This window comes from Actinomadura sp. NBRC 104412, assembly GCF_030269515.1.
Taxonomy (GTDB): domain Bacteria; phylum Actinomycetota; class Actinomycetes; order Streptosporangiales; family Streptosporangiaceae; genus Spirillospora.
Genome location: NZ_BSTM01000086.1, coordinates 1 through 1,274 on the forward strand (window position 1 = coordinate 1; position 1,274 = coordinate 1,274).

At 63.3% G+C, this 1,274-nt stretch carries 2 protein-coding genes; both read right to left on the bottom strand.

All coding sequences use genetic code 11. The features are described from left to right. Positions 1–37: 37 nt before the first annotated feature. On the bottom strand, positions 38–910 hold the full coding sequence (locus tag QSK21_RS35815; RefSeq protein ID WP_352231383.1) for an IS3 family transposase: 873 nt from the start codon (positions 908–910) through the stop codon (positions 38–40). After that, on the bottom strand, positions 910–1,215 hold the full coding sequence (locus tag QSK21_RS35820; RefSeq protein ID WP_285702205.1) for a transposase: 306 nt from the start codon (positions 1,213–1,215) through the stop codon (positions 910–912). Before QSK21_RS35820 ends, QSK21_RS35815 begins: the two co-directional genes overlap by 1 nt. Positions 1,216–1,274: the final 59 nt, after the last annotated feature.

The following is a 1,274-nucleotide window of genomic DNA, read 5'->3' on the forward strand; positions in this document are numbered from 1 at the left end:
TGAGGTTCCCCCCGTAGCACGGACACCTGCGGTGAGGTCACTCGGTGGTGTCTGAGGGCAGGTTGAGCCCTTCGAACGTGACGGGGCTGTGCATCCCGATACTGGAATGCCGCCTGTATGGATTGTACCAGCACTCGATCCATTCGAAGACCGCGCCGGCAAGTTCTTCTCGGGTTTTCCAGGTGCGGGTGTCGAGCAACTCCAGCTGCATCGTCCCCCAGAACGACTCCATCATGGAATTGTCGTAGCAATCACCGACCGTGCCCATCGAACCGAGCAGCCCGGCGTCCCGCAGCCGCTTCCCGAACGCCCAGGACGTATATTGCGTCCCGTGATCGGAATGCAAGATTGTAGAACGAGGCGGCGGATCGCGCCGCGCCACAGCCATCGCGAGTGCATTGACCACCAGATCGGTGTCCTGCCGGGAATCGATCGACCAGCCGATGATCCGCCGCGAATAGGCGTCCATAACGGCCGCGCAGTACAGTTTCCCTTCCGCTGTGGGGTGTTCGGTTATATCGGTGAGCCATAGCCGGTCCGGACCGGCGACATCGAACCGGCGCTGCACCAGGTCCTCCTCGGTCGCTCGGTTGACCAGGTTGCGCCGCCCCTTGCGCCGGTAGACGCCCTGCAGCCCGGCCTGGCGCATCAGCCGCTCCACCCGCTTGCGGTTGACCCGCTCACCCAGCCCCAGCGTCAATTCCGCATGCACCCGCGGTGAGCCGTAGCTTCCACGGGATTCGGCATGGATTTCGCGGATCATTTTCGTCAGTTCCTTGTTCCGCAGCGCACGAGGCGGCTCGGGCCGCCCCAGCCAGTCGTAATATCCCGAGGTGGAGACGTTCAGAACTCGGCAGGCCACCGCGACCGGGATGGAGTCGTCGGCGAGTTCACGGACCAGCGAGTAGATTACTTTGGGAGTACGTTCTCACGGGCGAAGTAGGCCGCCGCCCGCTTGAGGATCTCGTTCTCGGTCTCCAGCTGCCTGTTACGGCGCCGCAGTTCGGCCAGTTCCTTCTTCTCCGCTGTTGTCAGTCGACCCGATGCGCCATCTTTGTCATCATCGGCGTTGGCCTGGTTCACCCAGTTCTGCAGGCAGGACCGGCTGATTCCCAGATCCTTGGCGAGCTGGACCATGGACTTGTCGCCTTGGCGGGCCAGCTCGACCGCGCGGCGCCGGAACTCGGGCGGGTGTGGTGACGGCATGACGAACATCCTTCCTGATGATCGCCGGTGACCTCAGGACAGGTGTCCGGTGAACGGGGGGAAGCTCA